The organism is Acinetobacter lwoffii, from assembly GCF_019048525.1.
GTDB lineage: Bacteria > Pseudomonadota > Gammaproteobacteria > Pseudomonadales > Moraxellaceae > Acinetobacter > Acinetobacter lwoffii_K.
The window spans coordinates 2,278,864-2,305,539 of the sequence record NZ_CP077369.1 but is presented as its reverse complement, the minus strand read 5'-3'; the positions used below and the strand labels follow the sequence as shown (position 1 = coordinate 2,305,539).

The window sequence follows — 26,676 nt, the reverse complement described above, 5'->3', positions numbered from 1 at the left end:
TCTTTATAAGAAACAATTAAAGTAAATTTACATGAACTTTAAATGTGTTCAATTACTTCATCCTCAAGCTTCAATTTGACAATACCTTGTGAATTGGTCATTTTCTGCTGAGTTTCAATGCGTTTAATCATTTTTTCTAGTACATGAATCAGCTCAGGATATTCAAAGTTTCGCACTTCATCCAGATTCAGCAGTAAATGAAAGCCTTTATATTCATAGTCGAACCAACGTTGATACTCAACTTTCTGCGATGCATATTTTTCCATTAGCTGCCAAGTTCTTACCGGTGCTTTAATGCCTTTCAAGAAAATTGGTTTCTTCGGCGCACATAAATAATCATTTTTGATCAGATTATGAGTATCTTCTGAAATCAGGATTTCATCCACTTCAGCTGCGCTCTGTAAGCGCGCTGCCAGATTGGCATCCCGTCCTACAATGGTATAGGCCATCCGATGCGTCGCACCATAATTCCCGACGTGGCAATAACCGGTCGAAATACCCATACGGATATGCAGTGGCGGATAACCCATTTTAATCCAACGCTCACGCAGCAGTTTCATTTGCTGACGCATGGCAATCGCCATTTCCATACAGTTCTTGGCATCCTGCTCTACGCCTTCAGAGTTTGGATCACCAAAGAAAATCAGGATGGCATCACCCATAAATTTATCGACAGTCGCTTCATAATTTTTGGCGATTTCGGTCATATGCCGCAAATAATCATTGAGCAAGAATGCTAAATCATCTGGAATAAGCGTTTCAGACAGTTCTGTAAAGCCTTGAATATCCGAGAAGAAAATTGTTAACTTTTTACGTTTATATTCAATTTTCGCTTCAGATTCACCTTTCATGATGGATTGCCACAACTGCACAGGCGCATAACGACTCAGCTGATTGGCAAATTCCATATAACGGTTCATCTGTTCAAAATAATGATTTTTCTTCTGGGTCATATACTGCACACGACCACTCTGATAAAAACTTCCGACACCAAAATAGGTAATCAGGCAGATGAAGCCTAAAACCGTTAGTTCACTGCTTGTCGGTTCAAAATAAGTCCCAAAACCAAAGACCAGAATATTGGCCAGATAAAAAACGGTGATCCCGACCAGACTGGCCAGAGAAGCCATCATCAATGAAATTTTATTACTGATCGCGGTATAGAGTATTGCCACCAAACCCAGCAAGGACAATACCAAATCCAGCTGTACTGCGGCTAAAACCACTACAATGACAATAACATCAATCAGAAAAAGAACATTGCGCCGAATACGATAATCATGGCGATAGATCAACCAGCGCGACAGTTTCGAGCTAATCAATAAAATCAGGAATAAAAACACAGGAACAAAGAGCTGATACTGAGTATCCGGTTCAGTGTAATGAAAGACGACCAAAACCAGAGACAGCATGATATAGCCCATCAAGCGATGAAAATATTCAAACTGTTGTGGTTCTTTTTGAATCCAGTCGTCTAATTGCATTCAGTCACTCCCTGAAATCCGCAATCGTTCATAGATCTCGGAATACTTGGGGCTAATCAGTCCATACGCCAGTCAAATGGCATATCGCCTTGACCACGTAGCGCCAGCATGAGTGTTTGACGCATATGTGCTAATACTTCACTGCTATAAGGAACAGCTGGTGTACCCCAAACAGGCTTCGGCCATGCTACATCGTTCTGATAACGAACCACATGATGAAAATGCAATTGCGGAACCATATTGCCCAATGCCGCGACATTCATTTTATCCGCACGGAAAACACGTGCCAGCTGGCTTGATAACCAGCTTGATTCACGTAAAAACTGCTCTTGGTCAGCTTGGCTCAATTCATATAATTCAGAGACACCCGGCACACGTGGAATTAGGATCAGCCAGGGAAATTGCATATCATTCATCAAACGACATGTTGACAAAGGAAAGTCGCCTACAAAAAAAGTATCTTGAGCAAGTTGTGGATGCAAACTAAACATATCTTTATAAATGATGCAAAATTAGAATGATGGCTAATACTAACATATCCAACCGAAGCTGAATATTGAAAGCAATGGGTTTAAAGACAAATTCTCATGATTTGTTGCAAGGCGCATCACAAGAATTTGTTCGAACATTTCATTAAAAAATCTGGTTTATCATTCCTGAAAATTTCAATGAAAATGAAATGTATCATGAAGTTTCAAACTGATTTAGTCTAAATCAAATTAGCCCACTTCTTTCAATAGACTGTCCAGCAAATCCTGAATAAACTGAATCCGCTTTTGGTAATCTTCCAGCATGACCATGACCTTAAGACGTTGCCCGCCATTCATCCGGAAATAGGTTGGATGTTTCTGCATCATCTGGATAATGGTCATGGCCTGAACCGGGGTATCTGGCGCGAATTCCACATGCCCACCTTGAGCACTAATATCAATTTTGGTGATGCCAAGCTGCTCGGCTTTGAGACGAATTTGATGTACGGCAAAGAGCTGTTTGACTGGTTGTGGCGGTATGCCAAAACGGTCGATCAATTCCATCCGGATATTGTCCAGCTTCTCCTGAGTATCAGTATTACTGATACGCTTATAGAACAACAGACGCTGATGCACATCTCCGAGATAATCATCCGGAATGAGCGCTGGCATATGCAGGGTAATTTCTGCAGTCAGTGACAAGGGTGCATCGAAATTTGGAGTTTTGCCTTTTTGAATGGCTTTGGTGGCTTTTTCCAGCATTTCCATATACAGGCTATAACCAATCGCCTGCATTGAACCGCTCTGCTGTTCACCGAGTAATTCACCTGCCCCGCGAATTTCCAGATCTTCGGTGGCCAGCATAAATCCGGCTCCCAAGGTCGAAGCACGCTGGATCGCATCCAGACGTTTTTCGGCATCGCCTTTTAAGGCTTTTAAAGACGGCACCATTAAATAGGCATAGGCCTGATGATGCGAGCGCCCGACTCGGCCACGCAACTGATGAAGTTGCGCCAGTCCGAGCTTGTCGGCACGTTCAATCAAAATGGTATTGGCATTTGGGACATCAATCCCGGTTTCAATAATGGTCGAACACACCAGAACATTGTATTCCTTGTGATAGAACTGTTGCATCACCTGCTCCAGTTCACGTTCACGCATCTGGCCATGTGCCACAATCACCCGGGCTTCCGGCACCAATGTACGAATATGCGCTGCGGCACGGTCAATCGTATCGACTTCATTGTGCAGGAAATAGACCTGACCACCACGCAGCAATTCACGCAGGATTGCCTCTTTAATGGTGTCATCGGTATGTTCTTGCACAAAGGTTTTCACCGCAAGACGGCGTGCCGGCGGTGTGGCGATAATCGACAGATCACGCATGCCACTAAAGGCCATATTTAGCGTACGCGGAATTGGGGTCGCAGTCAGTGTCAGCATGTCGACATCGGCACGCATGGCCTTAATCCGTTCCTTATCGCGCACCCCGAAACGATGTTCTTCATCGACAATCATCAGGCCAAGATTTTTAAACTGGACATTTTCCTGTAAAATTTTATGCGTACCAATCACGATATCCACTTTGCCTTCAATCAGGTCGTCAATGGTCTTGGTATGTGCTTTGGAAGAACCGAAACGTGACAGCACTTCAATCCGAACTGGCCAATCGGCAAAGCGGTCTTTGAATGAATCATAATGCTGTTGTGCCAGCAAGGTGGTTGGCACCAGAATCGCCACCTGCCGGTTATTCTGTACCGCAACAAATGCAGCACGCATCGCCACTTCCGTTTTACCAAAGCCGACATCACCACAGACCAGTCGATCCATCGGTTTGGCTTGTTGCATGTCATGCAGCGTGGCTTCAATCGCATTGGCCTGATCCAGTGTTTCTTCATAGGCAAAGCCACTGGCAAACTGCATATACAGACTTTGATCAATTTCAAAACTGATGCCGGGTTTAGAGACACGGCGTGCCTGAATATGCAGCAACTCGGCCGCAACATCATGAATCTGTTCCAGCGCTTTATGTTTGGCTTTATTCCAAGCATCTGTCCCGAGCTTATGCAATGGTGCCAGATCCGGATCACCACCGCTATATCGGCTGATTAAATGCAGATTGGTCACCGGCACATAGACTTTGGCCGCATCGGCATAATCCAGCTGCAAGAATTCATGATCCTGATCATCAATACTTAAAGTGACCAGACCGGCATAACGCCCCACTCCATAATCGATATGCACCACAGGCGCGCCCATGGTCAGTTCAGTCAGACTGCGAATCAGAAATTCTTCTGAAACTTCCTGCTGACGTTTACGGCGGCGTTGTACCACGCGATGTTCATAGAGCTGGTTTTCAGAAATGATGCTGACACGATCGGTCAGCACCAGACCACGCTCTAATGGCGCATTGGTAATCGCAATCGCATACAGGGAGGTGATAAAACTCTCAAAGTTATCAACCGTCGGAATATCACCCAGACTTGGTCGTAACGCATCTTTTAAGCTTTCACGGCGTCCGGCACTCTCGGCCACCAGCAGCACCGGATGATTGGCCTGATCGATATATTTTTTGACTTCAATAAATGGTTTTTCACGTTTTGGATCGACAGGCAGACGTGGTGGCAACTGGGTATCAAGATTCAATACCCCAGCTTTTTGATCAAAAGATGTTTGTGCGGCAATGATGCGTGCAAACTGGTTCAGCTGCTCCAGCACCTGATTGGTCTGAAAAAACAGGCTTTCAGGCGGCATGATCGGTTGGTCGACATTGTGGCGACGATCTTCATAACGGCGCACCACATCTTGCCAAAACTGGCTGAGACTTTCGTCCAGAGCCTTATCTGTAATGACAATGCCATTCTTTGGTAGGTACGAAATCAGTGAACTTTGGCCTTGCATGGCTTCCGCGCTGAAAAACAAGGGCAAATAAAACTCGATTCCCGGCGAGACTATGCCATCCATCACATCCTGATAGATCGGGTTTTTCTTTGGATTCGCGGTCGGGAAAAATTCGGCATAGCGGTCACGGAAAGTGGCACGACCTTCCTTGAGCGGAAATTCCTGTGCCGGCAATACGGTAAACTGCTGCAAACTTTGCGTGGTGCGCTGAGTTTCGGCATCGAAAAATTTCAGGCTTTCAATTTCATCATCAAACAGGTCAATCCGAATCGGTGCTTCCTGTCCCGATGCGTAGATATCCATGATACTGCCGCGTACCGCGAATTCACCTGGATCATAGACGGTATCGACCAGATGATAACCGGCCTGAATCAACTTTTTCTTTTGTTGTTCCAGATCAAATTTCTGACCGACATGAATATCGAAATGCTCACCCAGAATCCATGAGGTTGGCGCCACACGTTGTGCCAAAGTTGAGGCGGACAACAACAGTACACCAGTTTTGGGCATATTGGATAAGATTGCCAGACGTTCCGAGACAATATCCTGGTGCGGAGACAGGCGGTCATAAGGCAAAATTTCCCAATCTGGAAAAATCGTGGGTTTAATCCCATAAAATTCCAGTTCACTTTCCAGTTGACCCAAATGCTGGTTATTGCGTGCAATCACAATAAATAAACGCGATTGCTGCTGCACGATTTCTTTGAGCAACAATGCCGTCGAGGAACCTTGCAGATTGCCTAACCAGCGTTTCTCGCCTGCTTTGAGTTGTGGTAAATTGAGTTGGGAAATTTCTTGTTGGAACATGGATATAGCTTTAAAGTCTAAATAACCTGAGGCTTATACTAGCACGATGATCTCAGGATATTTTGTTATTTTTATGCAGTCTTGCCACATCCATACGCTTCGATTTCAAGCCACTTTTAACACTTATTTTTTCTCTCGCAGAAAGTTACGATAATAATCATTTAACTTCTTGAGGATCATTTTAAATTGCAGCAGGTTCTCTTCGGTATTTCCCAAACTTGCATTAAAACGCTGATGGGCAATTTCCAGATCAATTTTTTCATTGATCAGCATCGCGGTGTCATATAACGCTTTTAAATCATCAAACTGTTTTAAACGGCGATTCGACAAATACTCTAATCGTGCACCCAATTCCTGATTGAGTTGAATACCATCGACGATATAACCTGTACCTTCTACATACTGGATATTCTGCTCTTCTAAATATAGCTGTGCAGTAGTCGGTTTATTACTTTTAAATAATGCACTGATTTTATCAAACATCGCCATTTACCCAGCCAAATATAGTTCAGCTTATAGTCTAGATGAAAATGCCTCAAATCCACATCCTGAACTTGAGGCAAATTATCAAAATAGCAGCAATTCGCTGTTTCAGACGATTTAATAGCTATATGTATATTAAGAAACCTGTTCGAGCTGATTCTCTGCTGAAGGGATTTCAGACACCAGATTTTCAAATGCAAAAATCTCTTCTAATTGCGCTTCACTCAATAAACCTAACTCTAATACCACTTGTGGCACAGTTTTATTTTCGCGCATACATTGTTTGCCGATTTCATCACATTTGGCATGTCCCAGAATCGGTTCAAGCAAGGTCACAATCCCGACACTGCGCATGACGGAACTTAAGCAAATCTGCTCGTTGGCCTGAATACCAGCAATACATTTTTGATTCAAGGTTTGCATGCCTTGGGTCAACAACTGAATCGATTCATTCATCGCCACGGCAATCACAGGTTCCATGACATTCAATTGTAGCTGCCCGGCTTCCGCAGCCATAGTAATGGTTAAGTCATTACCAATCACCCGGAATGCAATCTGATTGACCACTTCTGGAATCACCGGATTGATTTTTGCCGGCATGATCGAAGAACCTGCCTGTAATTCAGGTAAACGGATTTCAGCCAGACCGGTACGTGGCCCTGAGCTGAGCAGGCGCAAGTCATTACAGATTTTAGACAGTTTCACTGCCAGACGTTTTAAACTGCTCGACAAGATAATAAAGACGCCACAATCGCTGGTCGCCTCGACATAATCTGCCGCACCTTTTAAAGGCAAACCTGTCAGGTGCGCCAAGATTTCCACCACCTGCTTGGCATAGCCCGGCGGTGTATTGACCCCGGTCCCAATGGCGGTGGCGCCTAAATTGACTTCTAGCAACAACTGTCGCATCTGCCTAATCAGCTTCAGGTCTTCTTTTAATAAGGTGGCAAATGCCCGGAATTCCTGTTCCATGGTCATCGGAACTGCATCTTGTAACTGGGTACGCCCCATCTTGATGACATATTCAAATTCGGCAGCTTTATGATCAATACAATCTATCAATGCTTTAAGCACGCTCAACAATTCATCCAGACTGCTATAGGTCGCCAGACGCAAAGCCGTTGGATAGACATCATTGGTTGATTGCGAAGTATTGACATGATCATTCGGATGCAGAATGTGATAATTGCCTTTCTGATGGCCCGACATTTCAAGGGCAATATTGGCAATCACCTCATTGGCATTCATATTGATGGAGGTTCCGGCACCGCCCTGATAAGGATCGAGTGGAAATGCCGCTTGCCACGCTTCCGGATGCTGAATCAATTCATCACAAGCTTTCTGAATGGCAGTACTGGTCTGCTCGGACAGTTTCTGAAAATGCAGATTGGCCTGTGCCGAAGCTTTTTTCACTTGAGCCAAAGCACGAATAAAATGCGTTTGTTGCCCTACCGCCAATCCGGAAATCTTAAAATTTTCGATGGCACGTAAGGTATGAATCCCATAATAGCTATGCAACGGGATTTGTTTTTCCCCCAATAAATCACGTTCAATGCGGGTCAGTTCGATTTGAAGCATATTGTCCACTAAAAAATACTCTTGGCGATGCACCGTATTTGGTGTGACATTAATATGAGCAAACAAATACAGGCCTAATAGGAAGACTTTAACCTAGATTTGCTACGATTTATTACCAATACGCTAAAGCTGTGAGTTTTGTAAGATTGTGTAAGTAACTGGCTAAAATTCAAATATTTTAATTATTTATTCAAAATTTCCACTTTTCCCCTGAATTCGACGTCGTATCACCTTTTATCCGCTCAAGTTATTCCTGATTCAATTTCAGTGAATCACCACTCTGTTTACAATAGGCATACATAAAAGCTGTGTAATTGTTACAGAGTGTAATTTTTAAACCATGCTTGAATCACCTCCTTGCGATCTCAGTACAAAAAATCATCTTGGACGATGATTTCCATATTTACAGGATGACCTGCCTATGACTTATTTAAACCCCACCCTGATTACCTTCATGTTTTATATTATCGCCATGATTGCAATCGGTTTATATGCTTATCGTGCCACCTCCAATTTTGACGAATATATTCTAGGTGGACGAAGTCTGGGCAGTGTGGTCACTGCACTTTCGGCGGGCGCATCGGATATGAGTGGCTGGCTACTAATGGGTCTTCCGGGAGCCATTTACCTGTCTGGCCTGTCAGAAGCCTGGATTGCGATCGGTTTGATTATGGGTGCATGGCTGAACTGGTTACTGGTGGCAGGTCGACTGCGTGCCCATACCGAATATCAGAACAATGCCCTGACCTTGCCGGATTATTTCACCAGCCGTTTTTCCGATCGTAAACGCATTTTACGGGTCTTGTCTGCCTTGGTGATTCTGGTGTTCTTTGCGATTTATTGTGCCTCAGGCATGGTCGCAGGTGCACGACTGTTTGAAAGCCTGTTTGGCTGGGATTACACCACGGCGCTTGTGATTGGTGCGATGGCGACGATTCTTTATGTCTGTATTGGTGGCTTTTTGGCGATCAGCTGGACCGATACATTCCAGGCCGGTTTGATGATTTTTGCCTTATTGCTGACTCCGATCATTACCTTCTTGGCCCTGGGCGACAACAGCCAGCAAGTGAGTGTCATCCTTGAATCGGTTCGCCCACATGCCTCCAGTATGCTTGAAGGTTTAAGCACCGTTGCGATTATTTCCAGTCTGGCCTGGGGCTTGGGTTATTTTGGTCAGCCGCATATTCTGGTGCGTTTTATGGCAGCAGATTCGGTCAAAACCATTCCTGCTGCGCGCCGTATTGGCATGACCTGGATGATTCTATGCCTAGGCGGTGCAGTGGCTGCCGGTTATATCGGTATTGCCTACTTCAGTGTCAATCCCACATTGGCCTCGGTGGTGAATCAAAACCCTGAAACGGTATTTATGGAGTTGACCAAAATCCTGTTTAATCCGTGGATTGCCGGAATCATTCTGGCTGCTATTCTGGCAGCAATCATGAGTACCTTAAGCTGTCAGCTTCTAGTCTGTTCAACGACCTTGACCGAAGATTTATACAAGAGTTTCCTGCGTAAAAATGCTTCACAAAAAGAACTGATCTGGGTCGGTCGCGGCATGGTCTTGGTGATTGCCCTGATTGCCATTTCACTGGCAATTAATCCGAACAGTAAGGTTTTGGGTCTAGTGGCTTATGCCTGGGCCGGCTTTGGTGCTGCATTTGGCCCACTGATTATCCTGTCTCTCTTCTGGAAACGAATGACCCTCAACGGCGCAATTGTGGGTATGGTTGTTGGTGCTGTGACTGTAATTGTCTGGAAAAATTATATGGGTGATATCGGTCTGTATGAGATTATTCCGGGCTTTATTCTGGCCACGCTCAGCATTATCATCGTCAGCCTGCTGGATAAAGCACCTAGCGAAGATGTGGTTCATCGTTTTGAAATGGCTAAAGCCGAGTATCAAAAAGAAATGGCGGAAATGAAAAAATAAATATTTTCTTCAGCATAAATTAAAGGGACTTTCGAGTCCTTTTTTTGATTTTAATTTACTGCTAATTATTTGGCTTTTCCCGGCATTTTCAGATGGATCTGCTGACTTTCTTTAATCACTTCCATCACCGGATAACTGCGCGTTTCTTTAATTCCGGGCAATTGCCACAAGATCTGACCAGAGATTTTCCGGAACTCATCCATATTGGCACATCGGATTTTTACCACAAAATCAAAACCGCCACTGATCATGTGACATTCGATAATTTCAGGAATCTGCCGCACAGCATGGGAAAATTCATCTAAAACATTCGGTGTGGTTTTATCCAATAAAATTTCAACAAAGACCACAAAACCATTATTCAACATGACTGGATTGAGGCGCGCTTCATAGCCCACAATAAAACCTTCCCGGGTCAGCTTTTGTACACGCGCCAAGGCTGCCGTAGGCGACAGATTGACCAGTTCAGCCAGTTTGATATTGGACAGCTTGGCATCGGATTGCAATAAACCCAGTATACGAATATCTATACGGTCAAGGTTCAAATAAGGACTTGGCATTAGAATTATTCTCTAAAAAAAGCGAAAACTATAGTGAGATATTTGTCGAATATTCTGTGATTATAGATTAAAACTCACTCACCTCAAAGAACTGATTGACGCAGTACAGGAAGTCACTATGCCAACCACTCTCCGCCCAGATTCAATTTTAGATTCAGCCCAGCATTCGAATTATATTGCTGAATTTAAACACAAAAACCAATACGAAGAACGTATTAATACGGCATGGCGTCGTGCTGAAACTGAATGCGTCGAAGAGTTATTGGCCCATAGTGAAATTTCTTCCGAAATGAGTGACAAGATTCAGGCGCTTGCCTTTGATCTCGCACATTCCTTACGTGAACGCAAAAGTTCCACTGGGAAAGCCGGTATTGTCCAAGGCTTATTGCAGGAATTTTCTTTATCCTCTCAGGAAGGCATTGCCCTGATGTGTCTGGCAGAAGCCTTGCTGCGGATTCCGGACAAAGCCACACGTGACCTGCTGATTCGAGACAAAATCAATCAAGGTAACTGGAAAGAACATTTGGGTCAGAGCCAGCTAATGTTTGTGAATGCGGCAGCCTGGGGACTGATGCTGACTGGCAAGCTGATGGAAACCCCGCAGCAAAAGAGCCTGTCTAGCTTGTTGACTGGTCTTTTGGCACGCAGTGGCCGCGGGATTATCCGTAAGGCCGTCGATGTTGCCATGCGCATGATGGGCGAGCAGTTTGTTACGGGTGAAACCATTGATGAAGCACTGAAAAATGCGGAGCCGCTGGAAGAAAAAGGCTTTCGCTATTCCTATGACATGCTGGGTGAAGCAGCACTGACCGATCCGGATGCTGAACGTTATTATCAGGATTATCAGCAAGCCATTCATGCCATTGGTCAAGCATCACAGGATAAAGATGTTTATGACGGGCCTGGCATTTCTATCAAACTCTCTGCGCTGCACCCCCGTTATCAGCGTTCGCAAATGGATCGCGTGCATGATGAGCTCTATGCAAAAGTACTGAAACTCGCGGTCTTGTCCAAGCAATACAATATTGGTTTAAATATCGATGCTGAAGAAAGTGATCGCCTTGAGATTTCACTGGAACTGTTAGAACGCCTGTGTTTTGAACCACAATTGCAGGACTGGAAAGGCATTGGCTTTGTGATTCAAGCCTATCAAAAACGCTGCTTCTATGTCGTGGATTACATCATTGATCTGGCGAAGCGCAGCCAGAAACGCTTGATGATTCGTCTAGTCAAAGGCGCATATTGGGACAGCGAAATCAAGAAAGCCCAAATTGATGGAATGTCGGATTATCCAGTATTTACCCGTAAGGTACATACCGATCTGTCTTATATCGCCTGTGCGCGTAAGCTGCTAGCTGAACCGGATTACATCTACCCGCAATTTGCCACTCACAATGCACAAACGGTAGCGACGATCTATCAACTGGCGCAACCCGAGCAATACTATGCCGGCCAATATGAGTTTCAATGTCTGCATGGCATGGGCGAACCGCTATATGAAAATGTCGTGGGCGACCCATCGAAAAATAAACTGGGTGTACCCTGCCGGATCTATGCGCCAGTCGGCAATCATGAAACCTTATTGGCTTATCTGGTGCGCCGTTTACTGGAAAATGGTGCTAATACGTCCTTCGTCAATCGTATTGCCGACAAGACCTTGAAAATTGAAGATTTAATTGAAAATTCTCAGCAAACCATTTTAAAGGCGTCAAAACAGGAAGGCGTGATGGGTGCCAAGCATCCTCATATTCCCTATCCGCAAGATCTTTATGCCGATGCACGCATGAACTCTTCAGGACTCGATTTGGCCAATGATGCTGAACTTAGTGTTTTAAATGAGGTTGCATCCAGTCTGGCGACAACCCAATTCCAGGCAGCAGCCATGGGAACAGCATTTAGCAGCGTGGATACAACCCATGCAGTTCCCGTAATCAATCCGGCGCAGCATCAGGATGTGGTCGGCACAGTCTATGAAGCAACTTCTGAACAGGCCGAAATTGCATTGACTCAAGCCGTCAATCCACAAAGTGTCTGGGCTAATCTGTCAAAAAATGAGCGTGCTGCCTGCCTGAATAAAGCCGCAGAACTGATGGAACAGCGTTTGCTTCCGCTCATGGTTCTTCTTTCTCGCGAAGCAGGTAAAACCTATGCCAATGCGATTGCCGAAGTACGTGAGGCGGTAGATTTCTTGCGTTACTATGCAGCTCAAGTTTTGGATCTCAGTGACAATGTACAGATCCAGCCTTTAGGCACCGTGCTGTGTATCAGTCCATGGAACTTCCCGCTGGCGATTTTTACCGGTCAGATTTCAGCAGCGCTGGTCGCTGGCAATACCGTGATTGCCAAACCGGCTGAACAAACACCGCTCATTGCAGCACAAGCCGTACAGATTTTATGGGAAGCCGGCATTCCGCAGGATGTGTTACAGCTATTGCCGGGCCGTGGTGAAACCATTGGTGCACAGCTCAGTGCAGATCCACGTATTCAGGGCATCATGTTTACCGGTTCCACCGAGGTCGCCCAAATTCTACAAAAAACCGTGGCAGAACGAATAAACCAGTTTGGAGAAAGCGTCACCCTAATTGCTGAAACTGGTGGTCAAAATGCCATGATTGTGGATTCATCTGCATTGACTGAACAGGTGGTGTTGGATGTTGTGAGCTCTGCCTATGACAGTGCCGGTCAGCGCTGTTCTGCCCTGCGTGTCCTTTGTGTGCAAGAGGATAATCTGGAGGCTGTTCGCAACATGCTCAAAGGTGCCATGCAACAGTTGCGCGTTGGCAATCCGGTCTTGCTGAAAACCGATATTGGTCCAGTGATTGATGCAGAAGCCCAGCAAAATATCCAAAAGCATATTGAGCAGATGCGCAGCAAAGGTCATACAGTTCATCAGTTGATGTTTAATCAGGACCAGACTGAATTAACTCCAGGAACATTCATTGCACCAACCCTGATTGAACTGCCAAATCTGGATGATCTGGAACGTGAAGTGTTTGGCCCGGTACTGCATCTGATCAGCTATAAATATGGCGAACTGGAACAGTTGTTAGATCAGATCAATAGCAAGGGTTATGGCCTGACCATGGGCTTGCACACGCGTATTGATGAAACCATGCAAACCGTGATTGCACGAGCGGAAGTCGGCAACCTGTATATCAACCGCAATATCGTTGGTGCGGTCGTGGGCGTCCAGCCCTTTGGTGGCGAAGGTCTGTCTGGCACCGGCCCGAAAGCAGGTGGCCCGTTGTATATCTACCGTTTAATGCATCAAGTATCCGAGAAAAAACTGGCGCAGCCTTATGCAGTTCAAGCGGGTCCAGCACTTGTTGAAAATAAACTTGTTCAGGAGTTTAAAGTCTGGGTAGCTAAAACTTTCCCAACTTTATCTTTAAAAGCACCTATGCAAATTGCGACTGGTCAAAGCTTTAGCCTGCAAGGTCCAACCGGTGAGGAAAATCAGTACCTAATCTTGCCACGAGAAAGTGTTCTATCTTTGGCACACACGGAGCAAGACCAGATTCAGCAAATTCTGGCAATTTTATCGGTCGGCAGTCGTCCTGCATTCCTAGCTGACAATACTTTTATTCTGAAATATTTACCAACCATGCCAGCCGCGATCAGCAAGCAATTTAAAGTGGTCCGGGATATTGAAACAGGCGCGTTTGATGCCGTCCTGCATCATGGTGATTCTTCTGAACTGATTGATTTTCAAAAACGCATTGCAGGCCGAAAAGGTGCAATTATTGGTATCACCCATTTAAGTTCGGGCAACTATGATATTCCGGTCGAGCGATTTGTGATTGAACGCGCCATCAGTATCAATACGGCGGCGGCAGGCGGAAATGCCAGCTTGATGACGATGGATAATCTCTAAATCAGTCCAATCATCTCATCATTTTTAGCTTAAATCTTTCCTCTTGATGGCCAAACCTCTCTCCTCAGAAGGTTTGGTCTTTTTTATGCAGCTTTTAAAGCGACTCAACTACAATAGGCTTAGGCAGATCGGCAATTTTTTGCTACCATTTGCGCTTTAAAATATTTGCGATTTCTTACTGCATATGACTTCATCTTATCAGCAACAACTTGAAGCCAAAATTGAACGCATCAGCGCTCAGTTTGCCGAATATCAACCACCTGCTTTAGAAGTATTCCAGTCTCCTGAAAAATATTTCCGCATGCGTGCTGAATTCCGGATCTGGCATACTGAAGATGATCTGTTTTATGCCATGTTTGAACGTGACGAGAACAACAATAAAAAAGTGATTCGGATTGATGAGTTTCCAATTGCAGACCGCAGTATTAATGACTTGATGCCGCAACTACTGGCAGCATTCAAGGCAGATGCCAATCTGGGTCATCGTTTATTTGAAGTCCATTTTCTGGCGACTTTAAGTGGTCAGGTTCTGGTATCCCTGATTTATCACCGCAAGCTGGATGAAAGCTGGGAACCTGCCGCGAAAGCCCTGGCGGAAAAGCTGAATATCAAACTGATTGGCCGCAGCCGTGGCCAGAAATTCGTCCTGACTGATGAATATGTGGTGGAAGAACTGTCTGTTTTTGATCGTCGCTATAAATATAAGCAGATCGAAAGCAGCTTTACCCAGCCGAATGCACAAGTCTGCCAAAAAATGCTGGAATGGGCATGTGATGCAGCGGAACAATCAGATAAAGATTTGCTGGAACTCTATTGTGGCAATGGCAACTTCACCCTACCGCTTTCGACCAAATTCCGCCGTGTTTTGGCCACTGAATTAGCCAAATCTTCAGTCTATGCAGCTGAGTGGAATATTGAGCAAAACCAGATTGAAAATATTCAGGTGGCGCGTCTGTCTGCTGAAGAATTCACTCAAGCGTATAATGGCGAACGTGTTTTCCGTCGCTTACAGGAAGCACAAATTGATATTTCGACTTATGATTTTGATACGGTATTTGTCGATCCACCGCGTGCTGGTATTGATGATGAAACGCTGAAACTGTTACAGTGTTTCCAGCATATTATTTACATTTCTTGTAATCCAGATACTTTATATGACAATCTGAAACAGTTGTCTCAAACGCATAAAATCAGCAAGTTCGCCATGTTTGATCAATTCCCGTATACGCACCATGTTGAGACAGGTGTCTTATTGGAAAAAGTATAAAGAATTTGTTTCAATTTATTATATTGTTACAAAAATGGAGCTTTTTGAAGCTCCATTTTTTATATTACAAATCATGTATTTAATAATGAATACTGACTTGTACAGCAAGAAATATCGTTAGACCTTCAGGCTTCTATCGGAAATTTTCAAGACCAACTGCTGCTTTTATCACATAGGTCCTATTGCTTTATTTATTTAATTGGCTATATTTCACTCTATGTTAGGTTGTTGTATGAAGGCTCTATGAGTTTTTGGCAAAAGTTGTTTTCTCATGAACAACACAATGAACACAAGAATCAAATTGCTTGTGTTGAAAATGATTGCTCTTGCAAGACAAATGAACAGCTTCTTGCAGCACTTTCTAAAGCCACTGATGAAGAAATCATCATCGGAATTAAAAAGGTTCTGGTATCTCGCGGCTATAGCCGCAAAGAACTGAATGAACTTCAGCACTTGCCATTGCAGTAATCGGCCAAGGTTACAGTCGTATAAAAAAAGCACTTGCGTAGTCAGGTGCTTTTTTTATGCTTGAAAGTTTAGTTTAAGGGTTTGGTCTTCTCTATTTCATCATAATTCATTTACTCCAACTTTAAAGCCTGAGGGATCAGGCAGAAAACGCTGAACAACTCATTTGATCCCTGCTTGTAATTTTGAAGAAATTTTAGTACTTGCTTGGGCTATTCAAACACTTTCATCAGAAGAATATGTTCTAAATTCTGCTTTCTTTTAATCCTTTTAAACTTGGCTTAATAACGCTTCAATTCTGATCTGAAACTCAGGCAAGGCATCGATTAATTTAGCAAAACACAGTACACTTCCTATTAAACGACAATGCTTTTTTAAATGGCTTAATTCTGATATGCAACAGACTAAACGGTTTCCCATAGGCGCACATCTTATGGTTAAACATTTCGGTTATACCCATCATGGGATTTACGCCGGACGTGGTCGTGTCATTCATTATTCCGGCTTTGCGCATTTATTCAAGAAACGCCCCATTGAAATCACCTCGATTGAAAAATTCAGTCATGGCAAACCGATTCATATGCAGCATTATGACTCGGCAAAATATAAAGGTCGTAAAGTGGTGCGCCGCATGCGGTCCAGAATGCATGAAAATAACTATCATCTGATTATTAATAATTGCGAGCATTTGTGTACTTGGGCCATTACCGGCATGGAAAGTAGTCCGCAAGTAATTTACATGATGAATCGCCTGACGACGATTGGTTATATCAGCTCGATGATGAGTTTTATGAACAGCATGTTCCTGACCCTGACCACGACCAGTTTCGCATTGGCGCTGTACATCAAGAAAAAACTCAGAGATAAAGCCAATCTGCGTTTGCAACAATACCGTGAATTGCAAGATCAGGCTAAAACCAAAGTGTCAGACCTGACCAATCTTAAACATCGTTAATTTAAAGCTCAGCCTGCCGATGATTTTTTGTGAGCAAGAAATTTTAAGTTCGTGTTTTACATTTTGATGATGTTGATAAGGAATCAAGTCAAATAGCCTTTTCTGGCTTGAATTGCCTCGGGTAGTGCTTTACCTAAAGAGCTTAGGGTTTCCCGCTCTACCAGCCGTACAATTGAATCTAGCGGTAGATCGTTATCCTGCAAGCCAAAGGGTTCTTCCAGCTCCGCACTGAGCTCATCGAGCCCGAGTAGCATATAAGCAATCAACCCGACCAGAATCGGCGTCCACAGGCCTAAATTCGCCTGCAAACTGAAAGGCAGGATAAAGCAAAAAGAATAAACCGCACGATGTAACAATACCGAATAAGAAAATGGTAATGGCGTTGACAAAATCCGGTCACAACCGGCCTGAATATCTCCCAAAGCCACAGTGTGCTGATTCAGGTTGTTATAAATAATATCGCTGATCTTGCCCTGCTGATACTGTTGTACCAGCTCTATTTGCATCTGTTCTAGCACCCATTGTGATGGATTGATTTGCATCGGCAATTGCTCGAATGACTTGGGTTCAAAACCGGTAGTGGCTTGATAAGTCTGAATACTGGGCGTTTGCTGTCTCAACCGGTCACGTAATAGATGGGTAAACAACATCATGCGGTACAATAAGACTTCACGGGTTTGATCGTCCAGAACGTGGCTATCACGGCATAAATGACGCGTGGTGGCAATCAGCGCGCCCCAAAGTTTGCGCCCTTCCCACCAGCGATCATAGCAGGCTGTATTTCTAAAACTTAAAAAAATCGAGAGAATGACACCAAAAATGGTAAAGCCAATTGCCGGAACAGCAGGAAGGCTGACGAAATGCGCCTGACTCAAATACACCAGCAAAGCTGAAATAAAAACCACCAAGATTAATGCTGGCAGTACCTTGGGCAGAATCGTTCCCTGCCAGGCAAACAGTAAACCCAAACTATTATTCTTATCACGCACAATCATGCAATTTTCCCTGCTGTATTGAAAAAGCCCAACCAGAGTTGGGCTTTTTACATTCTGACTTAAACCAGCTTATTTGCCTGGTTTAAAGCTGTCCTTAAGATCCAGAATACGGTTAAATACCGGTTTTTCGCTGGAATGATCATATTGATCTGCCACGAAATAACCTTCACGCTCAAACTGGAAACGATCCTCCGGCTGAGCTTGCGCTAATGGAGGCTCAATCACGGCCTGAACCACCTTCAATGATTCAGGGTTCAGGTTTGCCAAGAAGTCATCACCCACTTCTGGATCAGACTCCGTAAACAGACGGTCGTAAATACGCACTTCTGCAGGAACGCCTTTTGTCGCAGATACCCAGTGAATCACACCTTTGACCTTACGACCTTCAGGATTTTTACCCAAAGTTTCAGGATCAATCGAACATTTCAGCTCAACCACTTCGCCATTTTCATCTTTAATGACTTCGTCGCATTTGATCACATAGGCATGACGTAAACGGACTTCACCACCTGGAATCAAACGTTTAAAGCCTTTTGGTGGCTCTTCTTCAAAGTCTTTACGGTCAATATACAGCTCAGTCGTCAATGGAATAACGCGCTCGCCCATATCGACATTCGGATGACGTGAATGGGTCAGGTCCATATCGGCTGGCAAGTTGGTTAAAGTCACTTTTAATGGATTTAACACCGCCATACCACGAGCTGCGGTATTTTCCAGAGACTGGCGAATACAGTATTCCAGCATGGCTACATCGACGATACTGCCATCAACCTTCGACACACCGACACGTTGACAGAAATCACGTAGACCTTCAGGTGTGAAACCACGACGACGCATACCCACTACAGTTGGCATACGTGGATCATCCCAACCATTTACATGACCACCTTCAACCAGCTTACGCAATTTGCGTTTTGAGGTGATGGTATAGTCCACATTCAAACGGCTCGATTCATACTGACGTGGCACGGATGGTGATTTAACTTTTGCCACCACCCAGTCATAGAACGGACGGTGATCCTGGAATTCCAGGGTACAGAGTGAATGCGTAATGCCTTCAATCGCATCAGAAAGTGGATGCGCATAGTCATACATTGGATAAATTTTCCATTTATCGCCAGTCTGATGGTGTTCAGAATGCAGGATACGATACAGAATCGGATCACGCATATGCACGTTCGGTGAAGTCATATCGATCTTGGCACGTAATACAGCCTGACCTTCTGCATATTCACCGCTGCGCATTTTTTCAAAACGCTCCAGGTTTTCTGCAACCGTTGCATCGCGTTGTGGCGAGTTTTTGCCTGGCTCAACGAAATTACCGCGGTTCAAACGGATCTCTTCAGGGCTTTGCAAATCCACATAGGCATCGCCCTGCTCAATCAGCTGAACTGCCCAGGTATAAAGTTGATCGAAATAGCTTGATGCATAACGCGGCTCGCCTTCCCATTGGAAACCCAGCCATTTCACATCATTGGCAATACCATCCACATATTCCTGCTCTTCGGCATCCGGGTTGGTATCGTCAAAACGCAGGTTACACACACCTTTAAATTCTTCAGCAATACCGAAGTTCAAGCAAATTGCTTTCACATGGCCAATATGTAAATAGCCATTCGGCTCAGGCGGAAAACGCGTCACCACCTGTTGAGTACGACCAGCGGCTAAATCATCAGTAATGACCTGACGTACAAAGTCCAAGCCTGGTTGTTGTTCTTGCTGCTGCACTGAATCGACTGCATTGTTCTTCTGGGTCGGGTTCTCGGGCAGAGATGTCACAACATCATTTGGCTTCATGATCAATCATTCACTTCTAAAGTTAAAAAGGGATTAACGAATATTTCATCGTACAAGTTGTACGTATATTCATTATCAAAGTTCCTTAGTTTAACTATAGGTGCTTAATCTCTCAACCGCTAACTACGGTATTTGATTTCAATTCACTCATTTTAAAAAGTGAAAATACAGCAAGCTGCCCAAAACTAAAATATCAACACTTTACGAAACTGGAAAATGATTCAATTAGTGCCTGTCCGAAATATAACGCCCTGACTAGCTGCATTTGAAATGCCTTGATAAATCAACGTATAAATAAGGTATTATTTTTATGCTTTTAACAAAGAAAATAATGTTTTTACTTGCCTTGTCGAATGTAGTTTGCTTATGCTTCACTCATTCAGAAAAAACCATGGCACTCGTCCATGATCAGGAGATTACACAATGAGTTTTCCTCAAGTCGAATTAAACACCAATAAAGGTCGTATTGTTCTAGAACTCAATGCTGAAAAAGCACCTAAAACCGTAGCTAACTTTTTAGAATACGTACGTGACGGTTTTTATGACGGCGTAATTTTCCACCGTGTTATTGATGGTTTCATGATCCAAGGCGGCGGCATGGATGAAAACTTCAAAGAAAAAGCAACACGTGATGCAATCGAAAACGAAGCAGACAACGGCTTGACCAATGACGAAGGTACGATTGCAATGGCGCGTACTCAAGCACCGCATTCTGCTTCTGCTCAGTTCTTCATTAACGTGAAAAACAACTCATTCCTTAACCACTCTGGTAAAACTGCTCAAGGTTGGGGTTATGCCGTATTTGGTAAAGTCGTTGAAGGTATAGACGTTGTGAACGAAATCAAAAACGTACGTACTGGCAACCGTGGCTACCACGCTGACGTTCCTCTAGAAAACGTAGTAATCGAATCTGCAAAAATCATTTCTGAATAAAAAACGTCCTCTCCGTTCTTTTATGAGTTTTAAAGCAACGCTTTAAAACAGTGTAATGGAAAATCCCTCATATGAATGAGGGATCTAGAGAGGAATAAAAGGAAAAGATTCGTGACCTATCTGTTTATCTCAGATTTACATTTGTCACCTGATCACCCTCGACTTGTTCGGGGGTTTTTAGATTTATTAACTGAATATCAAAATCAAAATACCCAATTGTATATTCTGGGTGACTGGTTCAATGCCTGGATTGGTGATGACTATACCTCTCCATGGCTGGACGAAATTGTCACTGCATTAAAACAGTTTACTCAGGCTGGGAATCAAGTCTATTTTCAGGCCGGCAACCGGGATTTTGTCTTGGGAAGCAAATTTTTAGCTCGATTTGGCGGACAGCTTCTTCCCGAAATCGATCAGCTGATTATTGCCGGAACACGTTTTCGCCTGGAACATGGCGATGCACTATGCACCGATGATATTTCTTATCAGCGTTTTAAAAAGATTATTCGTCATCCCTGGCTACTGGGCTTCTTAAGAAAAACCCCGCTTTCATTTCGAACCAGACTGGCCAACCGCTTTCGTCAGCAAAGCCATCAGGCACAACAGTTTAAAAGCTATGAAGTGATGGATGTCAACCCGCATGCAGTTGAGCTGGCATTACAGCATGTAGATGTACTGATCCATGGTCATACGCATCGCGCAGCCATTCATGAACTGGGTCAAAAGAGAAGAATTGTGCTGGGCGACTGGAAAGAAGACAGCGCAGAGATTCTGGAAATTCAGGAAGATCAGAGTTTTGATACCCTGAAACTAAAAAAGTGGCGATATTAATCAGCCACTTTTTTACGATATTGATCTGCTTAACACAGACGATAAAGCTGGTTTACCCCAGTATAGAAACTTTTACCATCGAGATTGAACTGAAATTCCTCACCCGTTGGCAATTGAATCATTTTACCGACTTCAACCCAGATAAAACCGTCCATTGTATTTTGCTTACGCTTTAATGGAACCAGTTTCACGTTAATTTCATTGCCATCAGCGGCAGTGGCAATATGCCATTCATTGATTTTGATCAAAATATTTACTCACACGATATGAGCTTTTTGTGACTATATGGAGAGAGATTAATAACAACCTAGTTTACATAATAGTTCTATGGTTAGTAGATCTTATTTGAGTTCAAATACTTGAACTGAAAAGTACATCACAATCAGCTTAAAATAATAATAGAAGCAAGAACAGTACTTGCTTGAAGTGCAACCAGTGTAAGCTATTTATCTAGCAAAAGCAAAATTACATTGTAATGACAATAGAATGGGATTTTTAAGAACTTTTCTCATGCTTTGTTAATTTTTAGGCTTTTAACTCTTATTATCTAAAATTCATTTTAATGTTATTTCATTTATATTTATAAACAAAACCTGTCTTTAAATACTTGAAAATCAATATTAGAGACATGAAACTCAGTGCGAGGTACAACAAGTTCCACTCTCCTGTCTTTTGATAATTAAGGATTAAAAGAATAGCATTTAAGGCTGCAAACAGTACGTGAATCATAAAAGAGCTTGTTGCGCTCGTCTAGTTCTTTGCTGACGTTTATTCTTTAAGGTGTTCTGCTGTTTTTGTAAAAATTGTTCTACTTCTTGAAGGTTCATTATGATTTTCTTATGGCTGAATGAATAGCTCATCTAAAGAATTTCCGGTTAAAAATAAACTAAAAATCTAAGCAAGCTATTCATTCAGAATCTCTTGTTGATTAATAACCGCTAGTCGGATTAATCACATTGATATCCTTTTTATATTTCCCCAATAGATCACGCAAGGAATTCATCAAAACACTGGTATCTACGCCCACTGCTACAAACTCAGTGCCAAGTTCGATATATTTTAGCGTCACTTCATGCTGGGTTGACAGAATTCCTGCAGCTTTGCCTGCAGAACGAATCCGCTGGATTGCATCAATTACAGCTTTTTGTACTTCAGGATGATTCGGATCACCTTGATAACCCATAGTGGCAGATAGATCAACGGCGCCAATAAACACGCCATCAATCCCGTTGATCTGAAGAATAGCATCCAGATTTTCAAGTCCTGTGACCGATTCAATCTGGATTAATAAACAGATTTCTTCATGTGCCGTCTGATAATAATTTGGAATGCTGTTCCAGCGGGTGGCACGTGCCAGTGCAGCACCAACGCCACGAATTCCTTCAGGCGGATAACGGACTGCCCTGACCATGAGTTCGGCCTGTTCCACGGTTTCTACCATCGGAATCAACAACGTTTGTGCACCGATATCAAGGAGTTGCTTGATCAGTTGTACGCTACCAATGGGTGGTCGTACCACTGCTTGCGAGGGATAAGCAGCAATACTTTGCAGTTGCGACAAAGTCGTTCTCAAATCACTGGGTGCATGCTCACCATCAATCAGCAGCCAGTCATAACCTGCATTTGCCGCAATCTCGGTGCCATAGGCATCTGCCAATCCAATCCATAAGCCGATTTGCTGCTGGGTTTTCAGTTTGTGTTTAAAGTAATTGGTCACTTGCATCCGCTAACCTATTTGCATGTTGCTGGCGATGCCTCTTATTAAACGCTTCTCGCTTAAAAGTGCCAATAGACAAAAACTGGATTTTAATCTGATTTAACTCTAAGTTTTGCTTGAATCCAGCTCAAGATCATCTCAAAACAGGCTTTGCCTGATGCTTTTTTATTGTAATAATCAGGGGATGTGAAAAATGTATATATTTAAAACTTCTACTCGCTGTTTATTTAAAAAGATTGGAGCCCATTGATGGATTTACTCAAGATCACGCAGACCCGCTATACCACTAAAGCCTATGATCCTAGCAAGAAAATCCCGGCAGAACAGTTCGAGCGCTTATTAGAAATTTTGCGTCTGACACCCTCTTCAATCAATATTCAGCCTTGGCATTTTTTTATTGCCGATCATGATGCAGCCAAACAGCGCATTGCCAAAGCGTTGGTTGGTACTTATGCCTACAATGCACCCAAAGTTCTGGATTCATCCCATACCATTTTATTCTGCACCAAAGCCGATATTAATGAGTTGCATCTAGAAAACTTATTGAACCGCGATGATCTCAGTGGCCGTTTTAAAGATGAATCAGCCAAAGAAGGTCAGAAAAATACCCGTGCAGGTTATATTCATTATTATCGTAATGAAAAAGGTGATATTCAGCGTTGGGCTGAAAACCAGACCTTCATTGCACTCGGTCAAATGCTCTTGGCTGCCGGAATTGAAGGGGTTGATGCCACACCAATTGGCGGCTTTGACGAAGAGATGATTAGTGAAGAATTACAACTTGCAGAACAGGGTTTGATCCCTTCTGTATTGCTGACTTTAGGCTATCGCAGTGAAAATGATTTCAATGCCAAACTCCCTAAATCACGTCTTGCCGCTGAAGATATTTTCACCAAACTGTAAGGAATTTATGCTATAAAAGGGGTCAAGCGCCCCTTTCCATGTCAATTCGGGCCTATTTTTTGCTTTATTTAATTTACATCTAATAGAATAACAATAGAGGTCATCTATGTCGCTCCTTACATCCAAATCCCTGAAATTTGAATGCCATCATTGCGATAAAATTTATCTCCAGCACTATAAAGAGCAACAGCATCGTTATCCGCACTGTCCAGACTGCCAACAGTCCGGTTTATTGCTTGGACTGGCCGAAGCAGGTGACCTGCTCCGACATCCGATTGAATTTGCATCCTCTTATGTCAAGCAGACATTGCATAAGCTAGGCAAATCACACTAGTCAAGCCTAGCAGTAATCCTAGAGTACTTGCAGGTTTGAGCCGCTCTTTAAAGAATACCAGACCTGCTATCACACCAAATACCACCACCAGAATATTCATGCCGGCAAAGACGATCGCCGGTGAATCCTTGAGCAGCATATGGGCTTTGACATAGAAAGCAATATTGGCAAAATTCAGGATACCCAATAACAGACCAGCGCCGATATTCTGCATCGAGCCCAAGCTTTTATATTTGAGTAACAGATAGCCCATCGAAATGATCAGAGCGCAAACAAACATCAGATTCAGCGCCACCGCGAATTGCAGGCCAAGACTGGTTGTATATTTCAACAATACATCTATCAGTGCATAACCGACCCAGACTAAGCCCAGATATAACATTCCCTGACTGCCCTGTCCTGTACTTTGTCGATGTGAAAACAGGATGCACAGCACTGCGCCAATACCTAAAGCGATCCCGAGTATTTTCAGCTGATTAAACTGTTCCTGAAAAATAAAATAGGCCGCAGCCAGTGACAAGACTACAGAAAGTCGCTGGGCAATTTCGGTTTTTAAAATCCCAGCCGTTTGCAAAGCCTTGGCCAGAAGCAGGAATACACTCGGAAGCAAAATACCCAAAGCCAGAATAAGCAACCAAGGCGTCTGAGACATTGAAATATGTTGAATATCAGGTTGGAACCAGAAAAAACATAAGAGACTGGCTGTCATATAGTTCCAGTTAATCATGTGTATCGGACTCAAGCCCTTATTTTTGGCGACTTTTAATAATATTGAGACCGCAACGCTACATAGCGCTGCTGCGAAAATCAGTTCCATATGCTGCTCTTATTCTTGGTATTTATAAGTCTACAAAAAAGCCCACATTTGCAGTGGGCTTTTTTTATAAATGATTCACTGGGAATTATTTATAGTGTGACACCATTTTCTCTAAAGAAATTGGGCGAATCTTGTCTGCATTACCTGCAGTACCAAAAGCTTCGTAACGATCGATACAGATTTGCTTCATTGCGTCTACAGTTGCGCTGAAGAATTTACGTGGATCGAATTCGCTTGGTTTTTCTGCCATCATACGACGCATTGCACCGGTAGATGCTAAACGCAAGTCAGTATCGATGTTAATCTTGCGCACGCCGTGTTTGATCGCTTCAACCAGCTGTTCAACCGGAACACCGTAAGTTTCCTTGATGTCGCCGCCATACTGGTTAATCACTGCCAACCATTCTTGTGGCACAGAGCTTGAACCGTGCATGACAAGATGTGTGTTTGGAAGTGCTGCGTGAATTTCTTTAATGCGGTCAATCGCAAGAATATCACCTGTAGGTGGACGCGTGAACTTGTACGCACCGTGTGAAGTACCTACTGCAATTGCAAGCGCATCAACATTGGTATCAGCAACGAAGCTACGCGCTTCTTCAACTGAAGTCAGGAGTTGAGAATGATCCAGTACGCCTTCTGCGCCTACGCCATCTTCTTCACCCGCCATACCTGTTTCAAGGCTACCCAAACAACCGATTTCACCTTCAACAGATACGCCACACGCATGTGCCATTTGAACTGTACGGCGAGTCACATCAACGTTATATTCATATGAAGTTGGTGTTTTACCGTCTTCACCCAGTGAACCGTCCATCATTACTGATGAAAAGCCTAACTGGATTGAACGTTGACAAATGTCAGGGCTGGTACCGTGGTCTTGATGCATTACCACTGGAATATGTGGCCATTCTTCAATTGCAGCCAAAATCAGGTGACGCAAGAACGGAGCGCCTGCATATTTACGCGCACCCGCAGATGCTTGTACGATAACAGGTGAATTGGTTGCATCTGCTGCAAGCATAATTGCACGCATTTGTTCTAAGTTGTTTACGTTAAATGCTGGTACGCCGTAAGCATGTTCGCCGGCGTGATCCAAGAGCTGGCGCAATGAAATAAGAGCCATAATATCCTCCCAGTGAATGCCACATATTCTACATGTTCAAAGGTTTCAATTCAGCAACAAATAACACTATTTAAAAAAAATCCCTGCATTTGCAGGGATTTTGTGTCACATTAACCGGATTAAGGTGCTACAGGCTCTGAAGTCGCAGCAACTGACTCGTCTGCAGTCGCTTCGTCGGCTGGCGCATTGGCAACTTCAGCTGGAATATCGGTATTTTTTTCATCTAAAATTGGCTGGTCAATGGCATCAATGGCAGCTTGCTGTTCTGGAGTTACAGCCTGATCTGCCACGGCTGCCGAGCTTTCTGCTTCAGCTTCTGGTGCACTTTCCTGTTTTGCACACGCAGTCAATGCCAGAGATGCTGCTAATAATACTGCAATAGTTAACTGTTTCTTCATCACGTATTCTCGTCATTTGGTGATTTAATGACTGCATCTTATGACAGATTTATT

General features: G+C 43.6%; 22 protein-coding genes. 9 read left to right on the top strand and 13 right to left on the bottom strand.

The window, feature by feature from the left end:
- Positions 1–38: 38 nt before the first annotated feature.
- From I6L24_RS10835 to aspA, 5 genes are all read right to left on the bottom strand, one after another.
- Positions 39–1,484: an adenylate/guanylate cyclase domain-containing protein gene (locus I6L24_RS10835; protein ID WP_216985982.1), complete on the bottom strand. Its 1,446-nt coding sequence runs from the start codon at positions 1,482–1,484 to the stop codon at positions 39–41.
- A 56-nt stretch (positions 1,485–1,540) separates the two neighbouring features.
- Positions 1,541–1,975: an HIT domain-containing protein gene (locus I6L24_RS10830; RefSeq protein WP_004646760.1), complete on the bottom strand. Its 435-nt coding sequence runs from the start codon at positions 1,973–1,975 to the stop codon at positions 1,541–1,543.
- 228 nt (positions 1,976–2,203) lie between these two features.
- A complete protein-coding gene (gene mfd, locus I6L24_RS10825; RefSeq protein ID WP_216985981.1) occupies positions 2,204–5,662 on the bottom strand; it encodes a transcription-repair coupling factor in 3,459 nt (1,152 codons plus the stop codon).
- 123 nt (positions 5,663–5,785) lie between these two features.
- Positions 5,786–6,151 carry a hypothetical protein gene (locus I6L24_RS10820; protein ID WP_216985980.1) on the bottom strand — a complete coding sequence of 122 codons (366 nt, stop codon included), beginning with the start codon at positions 6,149–6,151 and terminating at the stop codon, positions 5,786–5,788.
- Positions 6,152–6,280: 129 nt separating this feature from the next.
- Positions 6,281–7,723 carry an aspartate ammonia-lyase gene (gene aspA / locus I6L24_RS10815; RefSeq protein ID WP_216986625.1) on the bottom strand — a complete coding sequence of 481 codons (1,443 nt, stop codon included), beginning with the start codon at positions 7,721–7,723 and terminating at the stop codon, positions 6,281–6,283.
- A 421-nt stretch (positions 7,724–8,144) separates the two neighbouring features.
- Between aspA and putP the strand changes: the two genes are divergently transcribed.
- Entirely contained in the window at positions 8,145–9,653 is a 1,509-nt protein-coding gene (putP, locus tag I6L24_RS10810) for a sodium/proline symporter PutP (RefSeq protein WP_216985979.1), read from the top strand.
- Positions 9,654–9,718: 65 nt separating this feature from the next.
- Here putP and I6L24_RS10805 read toward each other — a convergent pair whose 3' ends face one another.
- Complete coding sequence (locus I6L24_RS10805; RefSeq protein ID WP_004279833.1) at positions 9,719–10,213, bottom strand: Lrp/AsnC ligand binding domain-containing protein; 495 nt, start codon at positions 10,211–10,213, stop codon at positions 9,719–9,721.
- Between the two features lie 118 nt (positions 10,214–10,331).
- Here I6L24_RS10805 and putA point away from each other — a divergent pair, with 118 nt between their 5' ends.
- The 4 genes from putA to I6L24_RS10785 all read left to right on the top strand — a co-directional run bounded on the left by putA (position 10,332) and on the right by I6L24_RS10785 (position 16,774).
- On the top strand, positions 10,332–14,087 hold the full coding sequence (gene putA / locus I6L24_RS10800) for a trifunctional transcriptional regulator/proline dehydrogenase/L-glutamate gamma-semialdehyde dehydrogenase (protein WP_216985978.1): 3,756 nt from the start codon (positions 10,332–10,334) through the stop codon (positions 14,085–14,087).
- Positions 14,088–14,271: 184 nt separating this feature from the next.
- A complete protein-coding gene (gene trmA, locus I6L24_RS10795) occupies positions 14,272–15,354 on the top strand; it encodes a tRNA (uridine(54)-C5)-methyltransferase TrmA (protein WP_216985977.1) in 1,083 nt (360 codons plus the stop codon).
- Between the two features lie 243 nt (positions 15,355–15,597).
- The gene (locus tag I6L24_RS10790) at positions 15,598–15,822 is read left to right on the top strand and encodes a hypothetical protein (protein WP_216985976.1); all 225 of its coding nucleotides are present in this window, start codon (positions 15,598–15,600) and stop codon (positions 15,820–15,822) included.
- Positions 15,823–16,213: 391 nt separating this feature from the next.
- The gene (locus I6L24_RS10785) at positions 16,214–16,774 is read left to right on the top strand and encodes a lecithin retinol acyltransferase family protein (protein WP_216985975.1); all 561 of its coding nucleotides are present in this window, start codon (positions 16,214–16,216) and stop codon (positions 16,772–16,774) included.
- A gap of 83 nt (positions 16,775–16,857) precedes the next feature.
- Here the strand turns inward: I6L24_RS10785 and I6L24_RS10780 are convergent, their stop codons facing one another.
- On the bottom strand, positions 16,858–17,769 hold the full coding sequence (locus I6L24_RS10780; RefSeq protein ID WP_216985974.1) for a bestrophin family protein: 912 nt from the start codon (positions 17,767–17,769) through the stop codon (positions 16,858–16,860).
- A gap of 69 nt (positions 17,770–17,838) precedes the next feature.
- Entirely contained in the window at positions 17,839–19,566 is a 1,728-nt protein-coding gene (locus tag I6L24_RS10775; RefSeq protein ID WP_216985973.1) for a glutamine--tRNA ligase/YqeY domain fusion protein, read from the bottom strand.
- A 423-nt stretch (positions 19,567–19,989) separates the two neighbouring features.
- Here I6L24_RS10775 and I6L24_RS10770 point away from each other — a divergent pair, with 423 nt between their 5' ends.
- Positions 19,990–20,499: a peptidylprolyl isomerase gene (locus I6L24_RS10770; RefSeq protein ID WP_044110095.1), complete on the top strand. Its 510-nt coding sequence runs from the start codon at positions 19,990–19,992 to the stop codon at positions 20,497–20,499.
- A gap of 111 nt (positions 20,500–20,610) precedes the next feature.
- Positions 20,611–21,330 (top strand): UDP-2,3-diacylglucosamine diphosphatase, encoded by a 720-nt coding sequence (locus I6L24_RS10765; protein ID WP_044110097.1) that lies wholly within the window; start codon positions 20,611–20,613, stop codon positions 21,328–21,330.
- Positions 21,331–21,359: 29 nt separating this feature from the next.
- On the opposite strand, the gene I6L24_RS10760 is transcribed toward I6L24_RS10765, so the two are convergent.
- Positions 21,360–21,578 (bottom strand): hypothetical protein, encoded by a 219-nt coding sequence (locus I6L24_RS10760; RefSeq protein WP_004279847.1) that lies wholly within the window; start codon positions 21,576–21,578, stop codon positions 21,360–21,362.
- A gap of 680 nt (positions 21,579–22,258) precedes the next feature.
- Complete coding sequence (hpaI, locus tag I6L24_RS10755) at positions 22,259–23,053, bottom strand: 4-hydroxy-2-oxoheptanedioate aldolase (RefSeq protein WP_216985972.1); 795 nt, start codon at positions 23,051–23,053, stop codon at positions 22,259–22,261.
- Positions 23,054–23,296: 243 nt separating this feature from the next.
- On the opposite strand from hpaI, the gene nfsB reads away from it, so the two are divergent.
- Both nfsB and I6L24_RS16585 read left to right on the top strand, forming a co-directional pair.
- The gene (gene nfsB, locus I6L24_RS10750) at positions 23,297–23,950 is read left to right on the top strand and encodes an oxygen-insensitive NAD(P)H nitroreductase (protein WP_044110102.1); all 654 of its coding nucleotides are present in this window, start codon (positions 23,297–23,299) and stop codon (positions 23,948–23,950) included.
- A gap of 106 nt (positions 23,951–24,056) precedes the next feature.
- Complete coding sequence (locus I6L24_RS16585; RefSeq protein WP_004646744.1) at positions 24,057–24,284, top strand: hypothetical protein; 228 nt, start codon at positions 24,057–24,059, stop codon at positions 24,282–24,284.
- Here I6L24_RS16585 and I6L24_RS10740 read toward each other — a convergent pair.
- The 3 genes from I6L24_RS10740 to I6L24_RS10730 all read right to left on the bottom strand — a co-directional run bounded on the left by I6L24_RS10740 (position 24,247) and on the right by I6L24_RS10730 (position 26,622).
- Complete coding sequence (locus I6L24_RS10740; protein ID WP_044110104.1) at positions 24,247–25,101, bottom strand: EamA family transporter; 855 nt, start codon at positions 25,099–25,101, stop codon at positions 24,247–24,249. The genes I6L24_RS16585 and I6L24_RS10740 overlap by 38 nt on opposite strands.
- 85 nt (positions 25,102–25,186) lie before the next feature.
- On the bottom strand, positions 25,187–26,224 hold the full coding sequence (gene fba, locus I6L24_RS10735; RefSeq protein ID WP_004279853.1) for a class II fructose-bisphosphate aldolase: 1,038 nt from the start codon (positions 26,222–26,224) through the stop codon (positions 25,187–25,189).
- A gap of 119 nt (positions 26,225–26,343) precedes the next feature.
- Positions 26,344–26,622, bottom strand: a complete 279-nt coding sequence (locus I6L24_RS10730; protein WP_004729831.1) for a hypothetical protein — start codon at positions 26,620–26,622, stop codon at positions 26,344–26,346.
- Positions 26,623–26,676 lie beyond the last annotated feature (54 nt).

Excerpts from the sequence above, each read along its gene's own strand:
- I6L24_RS10835 (WP_216985982.1), bottom strand. The coding sequence starts at position 1,484 with ATGCAATTAGACGACTGGATTCAAAAAGAACCACAACAGTTTGAATAT.
- I6L24_RS10830 (WP_004646760.1), bottom strand. The coding sequence starts at position 1,975 with ATGTTTAGTTTGCATCCACAACTTGCTCAAGATACTTTTTTTGTAGGC.
- mfd (WP_216985981.1), bottom strand. The coding sequence starts at position 5,662 with ATGTTCCAACAAGAAATTTCCCAACTCAATTTACCACAACTCAAAGCA.
- I6L24_RS10820 (WP_216985980.1), bottom strand. The coding sequence starts at position 6,151 with ATGGCGATGTTTGATAAAATCAGTGCATTATTTAAAAGTAATAAACCG.
- aspA (WP_216986625.1), bottom strand. The coding sequence starts at position 7,723 with ATGCTTCAAATCGAACTGACCCGCATTGAACGTGATTTATTGGGGGAA.
- putP (WP_216985979.1), top strand. The coding sequence starts at position 8,145 with ATGACTTATTTAAACCCCACCCTGATTACCTTCATGTTTTATATTATC.
- I6L24_RS10805 (WP_004279833.1), bottom strand. The coding sequence starts at position 10,213 with ATGCCAAGTCCTTATTTGAACCTTGACCGTATAGATATTCGTATACTG.
- putA (WP_216985978.1), top strand. The coding sequence starts at position 10,332 with ATGCCAACCACTCTCCGCCCAGATTCAATTTTAGATTCAGCCCAGCAT.
- trmA (WP_216985977.1), top strand. The coding sequence starts at position 14,272 with ATGACTTCATCTTATCAGCAACAACTTGAAGCCAAAATTGAACGCATC.
- I6L24_RS10790 (WP_216985976.1), top strand. The coding sequence starts at position 15,598 with ATGAGTTTTTGGCAAAAGTTGTTTTCTCATGAACAACACAATGAACAC.
- I6L24_RS10785 (WP_216985975.1), top strand. The coding sequence starts at position 16,214 with ATGCAACAGACTAAACGGTTTCCCATAGGCGCACATCTTATGGTTAAA.
- I6L24_RS10780 (WP_216985974.1), bottom strand. The coding sequence starts at position 17,769 with ATGATTGTGCGTGATAAGAATAATAGTTTGGGTTTACTGTTTGCCTGG.
- I6L24_RS10775 (WP_216985973.1), bottom strand. The coding sequence starts at position 19,566 with ATGAAGCCAAATGATGTTGTGACATCTCTGCCCGAGAACCCGACCCAG.
- I6L24_RS10770 (WP_044110095.1), top strand. The coding sequence starts at position 19,990 with ATGAGTTTTCCTCAAGTCGAATTAAACACCAATAAAGGTCGTATTGTT.
- hpaI (WP_216985972.1), bottom strand. The coding sequence starts at position 23,053 with ATGCAAGTGACCAATTACTTTAAACACAAACTGAAAACCCAGCAGCAA.
- nfsB (WP_044110102.1), top strand. The coding sequence starts at position 23,297 with ATGGATTTACTCAAGATCACGCAGACCCGCTATACCACTAAAGCCTAT.
- I6L24_RS16585 (WP_004646744.1), top strand. The coding sequence starts at position 24,057 with ATGTCGCTCCTTACATCCAAATCCCTGAAATTTGAATGCCATCATTGC.
- I6L24_RS10740 (WP_044110104.1), bottom strand. The coding sequence starts at position 25,101 with ATGGAACTGATTTTCGCAGCAGCGCTATGTAGCGTTGCGGTCTCAATA.
- fba (WP_004279853.1), bottom strand. The coding sequence starts at position 26,224 with ATGGCTCTTATTTCATTGCGCCAGCTCTTGGATCACGCCGGCGAACAT.
- I6L24_RS10730 (WP_004729831.1), bottom strand. The coding sequence starts at position 26,622 with ATGAAGAAACAGTTAACTATTGCAGTATTATTAGCAGCATCTCTGGCA.